Origin of the sequence: Pseudomonas sp. PHC1 (assembly GCF_046487845.1) — a bacterium.
Lineage (GTDB): Bacteria > Pseudomonadota > Gammaproteobacteria > Pseudomonadales > Pseudomonadaceae > Aquipseudomonas > Aquipseudomonas sputi.
In genome coordinates, this window is sequence record NZ_JBJXHJ010000028.1 from 56,292 (window position 1) to 64,016 (window position 7,725).

The window sequence follows — 7,725 nt, forward strand, 5'->3', positions numbered from 1 at the left end:
TCAGACAATGCCGATCACACCGTCCTCATGCAACTGGCGCAGCAACGCCAGTCCGCTGTCCATGAACGATGCAGTTCCCGGCAACCCCGCCTCCATCGCCAACCCTTGCAGTTGCTCGCGACCGCTCAGCAACGGGAACTCGTCGATCCGCTGCAACAGCCGCCACGCCAATGGACTCAACTCGGAAAACTTCACACTCCAGTCCGTCGTGCGCCGCACCAGCAAAAGCGTCGGCTGGGCCGGTGGCGTGGCCGGTTGATGGTCAGGGCCGAGCATCTGCACCGGCCACGCATACGCCAACGGCCAGGCCAACGCCGAAACCTGCAATGGCCGCTCCGGCAACTGCCCCGGATCACTCGCAGGCAAGGGTTGCGCGTCAGACTGCTGCAACACCATTTCCACCCACTCGTAATGCGCCAGCTCCAGCAGAAACGCCGGCCAGTCCCCCTCGCTCAACAGGGCCGGTTCTGAAGCGAGGTAACCGACAAACTCCTCGGCGATCTCACCGAATTTCGGCGTCTGCGCGCGGTAGTCCCGCAGGAAGCCGCGGATCAATGTGCGCCAGCGCGCGTGACCGATGATCCGGATCAGCACCGGAAACGTGCTGCCCAGCAGTTGCGAAACATTGTTGAACACCAGGTCTCGATAGACCTTGACCCGCGCCGCGTTCATGTCGGCCGGTGGCGCTTCATGCTCCGGATCGCGCAGGTAGCGGGTCAGCGTCTGTTGTTGCCGCAGAAGATTATCCACGGGGGCCTCCTTCGATTTGCAGGCGGCGGATGGTTTGCAGCTCCGCCACCAGTTCGGAAAACGCCGGGAAATTGAAATCCCGCTCCAGCAACGTCGGCTGCGCGCCGAACCGGCCATAGGCGTCGGCCAGCAATGACCAGACCACCGGTTTGACCGAGGCGCCATGGGTGTCGATTTTCAGCGTGTCGGATTCATCGAAATGCCCGGCCACATGCAGGCCGACCACCCGGCCCGGTTCGATGGCAGCCAGAAAGGTCTGCGGGTCAAAACCATGGTTGATCGAATTGACGTAGACGTTGTTGACGTCCAGCAGCAGATCGCAATCGGCCTCGCCCAACACGGCGTTGGTGAAGGTCACTTCGTCCATGTCCTGCCGGGGCGCGGCGTAGTAGGAAACGTTTTCCACCGCCAGTCGCCGGCCAAGAATGTCCTGGGCCTGGCGGATCCGCGCCGCGACGTGGTGGACCGCTTCTTCGGTGAACGGCAACGGCAGCAGGTCGTAGAGGTGACCGTCGTCACTGCAATAGCTGAGGTGTTCGCTGTACAGCGGCACCCTGTGCTGATCGAGAAACGTGCGCACTTCCCGCAGAAAACCGACGTCCAGCGGCGCCGAACCACCGAGCGACAATGACAGCCCGTGGCAGGACAACGGATATCGCTCGGCCAGTTCACGCAGCGCGGCGCCATGGGCACCGCCGACGCCGATCCAGTTTTCCGGGGCCACTTCGAGAAAGTCGAAATCGCCGGTGCGCGCGGCTTGCAGGTCTTTCATCAAGCCGCGACGCAGGCCGAGCCCGACGCTGGCCTGCAAGGTGGGGTGGGGAGTCTGCATGGGCAAGATCTCTGCTTGGGAGCCGCCAGATCAGCGACTGACCCTTGCAGTTAATGCGCCCACTGTGTCGCCGCTGTGTTCGACCGTCGGGACAATTGACACCTTGTGTATCCAACAGCCGTAGAGATACACAGCGATACATAACCACCACGGATTCCAACAGCGGCTAGACTCAATCAGTACCCAGTCGAGGGGGCCGCAGGACAACAGTGTCGCCCTGCCCGTTTCCACGACCACCGCCCGGTGGTGAATGCCTCGACCCCAACGCCACCGGACTGTGATCCTGTCAAAGGAGCACATGTAATGGACGAGGCCAGACTCAACGAATTCATGGGCAAACTGGTCAACGACATGGGCGGCGCGGCGATGCTGGCCAATGTCATCGTCGGCGAAGAACTCGGCCTCTATCGGGCAATGGCCGACAGTCAGCCGATCAGCCCCGAATCCCTCGCAGCAAAAACCACCTGCAACCCGCGACTGGTGCGCGAATGGCTGAGCGCCCACGCGGCGTCCGGCTACATGGAACATCACGACGGCAAATTCCGTCTGCCGGAAGAACAGGCGCAGGCCCTGGCCAAGGAGGATTCGCCGGTTTACGTGGCCGGCGGCCTCGGCGTGGTGGCGTCGTTTTTCCATGACAAGGACAAACTGGTCAAAGCCATGCGCGGCAACGGCGCCCTGCCCTGGGGCGATCACCATCCGTGCATGTTCACCGGCACCGAGCGGTTCTTCCGTCCCGGCTACAAGGGGCATTTGATCGCCGAGTGGCTGCCGGCGCTGGACGGTGTGGTGGCCAAACTCGAAGCAGGCGCCAAGGTCGCCGACATCGGCTGCGGTCACGGTGCGTCCACGGTGATCATGGCCCAGGCCTATCCCAACTCGCGGTTCGTCGGCTTCGACTATCACGCGCCTTCGATCACCGTCGCCACCCAACGGGCCGAAGAAGGTGGCGTCAGCAGTCGCGCGCAGTTCTTCCAGGGCACCGCGAAGAGCTATCCCGGCGATGACTATGACCTGATCTGCTATTTCGACTGCCTGCACGACATGGGCGATCCGGTCGGCGCGGCGAAGCATGCGTTTGAATCATTGAAAGACGACGGCACAGTGCTGCTGGTCGAGCCGTTTGCCAACGACACCCTGGACGAAAACATCACGCCGGTCGGGCGTTTGTTCTATGCCGCGTCAACGTTCATCTGCACGCCAAATTCGCTGTCCCAGGAAGTGGGACTGGGCCTCGGTGCGCAGGCCGGCGAGTCGCGCTTGCGCAAGGTGTTTACCGAAGCCGGTTTCAAACACTTCAGGCGGGCGACACAGACGCCGTTCAACCTGATCCTGGAGGCGCGCAAATAACCGCCGGGCAGCGGACGCCTCTGAAAAGAGGCGTCCGTCGGTGCTAACCTGCAAGGCACTTACAGCCTGCGGAGCGCTGCTCATGCTCGACCGTCCCCTTCCCGACCCGCTCGACTACCTGCAACAGGTCATGGCCGACGGCGACTTCATCGTGCTGACCGGCGCCGGCATCAGCACGCCGTCGGGCATTCCGGATTACCGCGACAGCGACGGCGTGCGCCGGGGGCGGCAGCCAATGATGTACCAGGAATTCCTCGCCGCCCCGCAATCGCGCCGCCGCTATTGGGCCCGGGCCATGCTCGGCTGGCCCCGCGTGCGCCAGGCACGGCCGAACGCCGCCCATGAGGCGCTGGCCAGCCTGCAAAGCCACGGCCGGATCGGCGGTTTGATTACTCAGAATGTCGACACCCTGCACGATCAGGCCGGCAGTCACGATGTCATCGAACTGCACGGCAGCCTGCACCGGGTGTTGTGTCTGGATTGCGGGCAGCGCAGCGAACGGGATTCGATCCAGCAATTGATGGAAACGCAGAACCCATACCTGGCCGGCGTCGATGCCGTGCAGGCACCGGACGGCGACACCCTGCTCGACCCGGCCTTCGAGGCACGATTTCAGGTGCCGCACTGCCCGCATTGCGCAGGCGAACGGCTGAAACCGGACGTGGTGTTTTTTGGTGAGAACGTGGCGCAGCCAACAGCGGCGCGGGCCATGACGCTGGCGGAAAATGCCGCCGGGATGCTGGTGGTCGGATCGTCCTTGATGGCGTATTCGGCGTTTCGCCTGTGCCGGGTGATCGCCGATCGGGGCAAGCCGCTGATCGCGATCAACCTGGGGAAAACGCGGGCGGATGAGTTGCTGAATCTGAAAATCGAAGGCTCCTGTGAGCAACTCCTGCCCCTGCTGGCGCAGCGGCTTGCGCTTTGACACTCAACTGATGGAAAGGCGCTGGCCGAGGTTCTCCAACTGAAGGATATCGAACAGCGCCTGCGCCGCCGCCGACAGTTCATTCCCCGGATCGGTCAGCACGCCAATCGCCCGCTCCACCACCGGCGCGTGCAAGGTCAGGCAATGCGCGCCCAGTTCGCGCATCTGCCCGGCACACAACGCCGGCACCGCACTCACGCCCAGCCCGCTCGCCACCATCCGCCCGACCGTCGCCAGTTGATGGCTTTCAAATTCCACCGGCAGCTTCATCCCCCGGGCCTGCAAGTGTTCCTCCAGCATCACCCGCACCGTGGACGGTCGTTGCAAGGTGATGAAGGGTTCCCGCAACAGGGTCTGCCAATCAATGTCGCTCCGCTCGGCCAGCAGCGAATCCTTTGGCACCACGGCGACGAAGCGATCCCGGTAAAGCGGTGTGAAGGTCAGCGAGGTGTTTTGCATCGGCTCGAAGGCCACGCCGAGTTCGACCTGGCGATCACGGACCATCTCCAGCACTTGCTCGTTGATCACGTCGTTGACCGTGACGTTGACGTTTGGATAACGCGCGCGGAAGGTCTTGAGGATCGGCGGCAGCAGGTTGCCGGCAAACGACGGCATCGCCGCCAGCGTCACCCGTCCTCGTTGCAGGCTGAAGCGCTGGCGCATTTCGTCTTCGGCGTTGTCCCAGTCGGCGATCAGGCGCCGGGCCAGCGGCAGCAGCGATTCGCCCTCCGGGGTCAGCGCCACGTTGCGCGTGTTGCGACTGAACAGGCGCCCGCCCAGGCCTTCTTCCAGCGCCTTGATGGTCAGGCTCAGCGCCGATTGCGACAGGTGCAGGCGCTCGCAGGCCACGGCAAAGCTCAGGCTCTGGGCCACGGCGAGAAAGGCGCGGATTTGCTTGATGGTCATGGACGCTATGCTTCCGAATCAGAGTTTTGATCGTTCCCACATCGAGGCGTCGAACCGTCTGCGTGGTAACGATCAGCACGTAGAACAGTGATTTAATGAGCTTTATCAATCAATCAACCTTAAAAATCAACTTAACAAATATATCCTTCAGCGCGACACTCCAGTCATTCGGCTAGCCAGCCGCCCGACAAACAATAAAAGAGGTGCATATGGCAGGTTTCGACAAGCGCGTGTATTCCTACGAGGAAGCCATGGCAGGTCTTGAAGACGGCATGACCGTGATCGCCGGCGGCTTCGGCCTGTGCGGCATCCCGGAAAACCTGATCGCCGAGATCAAGCGCAAGGGCACCCGTGACCTCACCGTCGTCTCCAACAACTGCGGCGTCGATGGTTTCGGCCTCGGCGTGCTGCTGACCGACCGCCAGATCCGCAAGGTGGTCGCCTCCTACGTCGGCGAAAACAAACTGTTCGAAGAGCAACTGCTCAAAGGCGACATCGAAGTCGTCCTGACCCCGCAAGGCACCCTCGCCGAAAAAATGCGCGCAGGCGGTGCCGGCATTCCGGCGTTCTTCACCGCCACCGGCGTCGGCACCCCGGTCGCCGAAGGCAAGGAAGTGCGTGAATTCCACGGTCGCAAGTACCTGATGGAAGAATCCATCACCGGCGACTTCGCCATCGTCAAAGGCTGGAAAGCCGACCACTTCGGTAACGTCATCTACCGCCACACCGCCCAGAACTTCAACCCGCTGGCCGCCACCGCCGGCAAGATCACCGTGGTCGAAGTCGAGGAAATCGTCGAACCCGGCGAACTGGATCCGTCGCAGATCCACACCCCCGGCATCTACGTCGACCGGGTCATTTGCGGCACGTTCGAAAAACGCATCGAACAACGCACCATCCGCAAATAATCCAGGCTGACGGAGAACACGAACATGGCACTTACCCGCGAACAAATGGCTCAACGCGTCGCCCGCGAAATGCAGGACGGCTACTACGTGAACCTCGGCATCGGCATCCCGACCCTGGTCGCCAACTACATCCCCGAAGGCATGGAAGTCATGCTGCAATCGGAAAACGGCCTGCTCGGCATGGGTCCGTTCCCGACTGAAGACACCATCGACGCCGACATGATCAACGCCGGCAAACAGACGGTGACCGCGCGCATCGGCGCATCGATTTTCAACTCCGCCGAGTCCTTCGCCATGATCCGCGGCGGTCACGTCGACCTGACCGTGCTGGGCGCCTTCGAAGTGGATGTGCAAGGCAACATCGCCTCGTGGATGATCCCCGGCAAACTGGTCAAGGGCATGGGTGGCGCAATGGACCTGGTGGCCGGCGCCGATAACATCATCGTCATCATGACCCATGCGTCCAAGGACGGTGAATCCAAGTTGCTGAGCCAGTGCAGCCTGCCGCTGACCGGCGCCGGCTGCATCAAGCGCGTACTGACCGACCTGGCGTACCTGGAAATCGAAAATGGCGCTTTTGTCCTCAAGGAACGCGCACCTGGCGTCAGCGTCGAGGAAATCGTCGCCAAAACCGCTGGTAAACTGATCGTCCCGGATCACGTACCGGAAATGCAGTTCGCTGCCGAGTGAGGAATTCGAAAATGCAAGACGTCGTCATTGTTGCCGCCACGCGCACCGCGATCGGCAGTTTCCAGGGATCGCTGGCCACCGTCTCCGCGGTGGATCTGGGTGCAGCGGTCATCCGCCAGTTGCTTGAGCAGACCGGTCTGGACGGTGCCCAGGTCGATGAAGTGATCATGGGCCAGGTGCTGACCGCCGGCGCTGGCCAGAACCCGGCGCGCCAATCGGCGATCAAGGCCGGCCTGCCCCACGCCGTGCCGGCCATGACCCTGAACAAGGTCTGCGGCTCTGGCCTCAAGGCCCTGCACCTCGGCGCACAGGCGATCCGTTGCGGCGACGCGGACGTGATCATTGCCGGTGGCCAGGAAAACATGAGCCTGGCCAATTATGTGATGCCGGGCGCACGCACCGGTCTGCGCATGGGGCACGCGCAAATCGTCGACACCATGATCAGCGACGGCCTGTGGGATGCGTTCAACGATTACCACATGGGCATCACCGCCGAGAACCTGGTCGAGAAGTACCAGATCAGCCGCGAGCAGCAGGACGCCTTCGCTGCCGCCTCGCAACAGAAAGCCGCCGCGGCCATCGAGGCCGGGCGCTTTGTCGATGAAATCACCCCGATCCTGATCCCGCAGCGCAAAGGCGATCCGGTGGCGTTCAAGGTCGACGAGCAGCCACGCGGCGACACCACCGCCGAATCCCTGGCCAAACTGCGTCCGGCCTTCAAAAAGGACGGCAGCGTCACCGCCGGCAACGCTTCGTCGCTGAACGACGGCGCGGCCGCCGTGATCCTGATGAGCGCCGAAAAAGCCAAAGCACTGGGCCTGCCGGTACTGGCGAAAATCGCCGCCTATGCCAATGCGGGCGTGGACCCGGCGATCATGGGCATCGGCCCGGTGTCCGCCACTCGCCGCTGCCTGGACAAGGCTGGCTGGAGCATCGGCCAGCTCGACCTGATCGAAGCCAACGAAGCCTTCGCCGCACAATCGCTGGCGGTGGCCAAGGATCTGCAATGGGATCTGGACAAGGTCAACGTCAACGGCGGCGCCATTGCCCTCGGTCACCCGATCGGTGCGTCAGGCTGCCGGGTGCTGGTGACGCTGCTGCACGAGATGATCAAGCGTGATGCGAAAAAAGGTCTGGCGACCCTGTGCATCGGCGGCGGCCAAGGCGTAGCCCTGGCGCTGGAACGCGCTTAAACGCAAAAGAGTTCACAGCGGGCGGCGGATCCACGACATCCACTGCCCGCTGGCAACAAACCCGGTGCGACTCACGTCGCACCGGGTATTTTTTTGGTTCTTCACGGAATCCCGGGAAACATAGAAACAAGAACGCCGATTTGGTTGATGATGTTCGTGCGAGCAAACACA

At 62.5% G+C, this 7,725-nt stretch carries 8 protein-coding genes; 5 read left to right on the forward strand and 3 right to left on the reverse strand.

Annotation, left to right across the window (positions count from 1 at the left end; all coding sequences use genetic code 11):
- Both ACKJSM_RS26005 and ACKJSM_RS26010 read right to left on the reverse strand, forming a co-directional pair.
- Nucleotides 1-750 carry a DUF2063 domain-containing protein gene (locus ACKJSM_RS26005; protein ID WP_410239258.1) on the reverse strand — a complete coding sequence of 250 codons (750 nt, stop codon included), beginning with the start codon at nucleotides 748-750 and terminating at the stop codon, nucleotides 1-3.
- Nucleotides 743-1,582: a DUF692 domain-containing protein gene (locus ACKJSM_RS26010; RefSeq protein WP_236181737.1), complete on the reverse strand. Its 840-nt coding sequence runs from the start codon at nucleotides 1,580-1,582 to the stop codon at nucleotides 743-745. The genes ACKJSM_RS26005 and ACKJSM_RS26010 overlap by 8 nt, the downstream gene beginning before the upstream one ends.
- Nucleotides 1,583-1,885: 303 nt before the next feature.
- Between ACKJSM_RS26010 and ACKJSM_RS26015 the strand changes: the two genes are divergently transcribed.
- Both ACKJSM_RS26015 and ACKJSM_RS26020 read left to right on the forward strand, forming a co-directional pair.
- A complete protein-coding gene (locus tag ACKJSM_RS26015) occupies nucleotides 1,886-2,932 on the forward strand; it encodes a class I SAM-dependent methyltransferase (protein ID WP_410239259.1) in 1,047 nt (348 codons plus the stop codon).
- A gap of 82 nt (nucleotides 2,933-3,014) precedes the next feature.
- Nucleotides 3,015-3,857 carry an NAD-dependent protein deacetylase gene (locus ACKJSM_RS26020; protein WP_410239260.1) on the forward strand — a complete coding sequence of 281 codons (843 nt, stop codon included), beginning with the start codon at nucleotides 3,015-3,017 and terminating at the stop codon, nucleotides 3,855-3,857.
- 3 nt (nucleotides 3,858-3,860) lie between these two features.
- Here the strand turns inward: ACKJSM_RS26020 and ACKJSM_RS26025 are convergent, their stop codons facing one another.
- Complete coding sequence (locus ACKJSM_RS26025) at nucleotides 3,861-4,763, reverse strand: LysR substrate-binding domain-containing protein (RefSeq protein ID WP_410239261.1); 903 nt, start codon at nucleotides 4,761-4,763, stop codon at nucleotides 3,861-3,863.
- Between the two features lie 209 nt (nucleotides 4,764-4,972).
- On the opposite strand from ACKJSM_RS26025, the gene ACKJSM_RS26030 reads away from it, so the two are divergent.
- The 3 genes from ACKJSM_RS26030 to ACKJSM_RS26040 are packed head-to-tail and all read left to right on the forward strand — an operon-like array spanning nucleotide 4,973 to nucleotide 7,554.
- On the forward strand, nucleotides 4,973-5,671 hold the full coding sequence (locus ACKJSM_RS26030; protein ID WP_169429807.1) for a CoA transferase subunit A: 699 nt from the start codon (nucleotides 4,973-4,975) through the stop codon (nucleotides 5,669-5,671).
- A 24-nt stretch (nucleotides 5,672-5,695) separates the two neighbouring features.
- Entirely contained in the window at nucleotides 5,696-6,361 is a 666-nt protein-coding gene (locus ACKJSM_RS26035; protein ID WP_011333516.1) for a CoA transferase subunit B, read from the forward strand.
- A gap of 11 nt (nucleotides 6,362-6,372) precedes the next feature.
- On the forward strand, nucleotides 6,373-7,554 hold the full coding sequence (locus ACKJSM_RS26040; protein ID WP_236181741.1) for an acetyl-CoA C-acetyltransferase: 1,182 nt from the start codon (nucleotides 6,373-6,375) through the stop codon (nucleotides 7,552-7,554).
- Nucleotides 7,555-7,725: the final 171 nt, after the last annotated feature.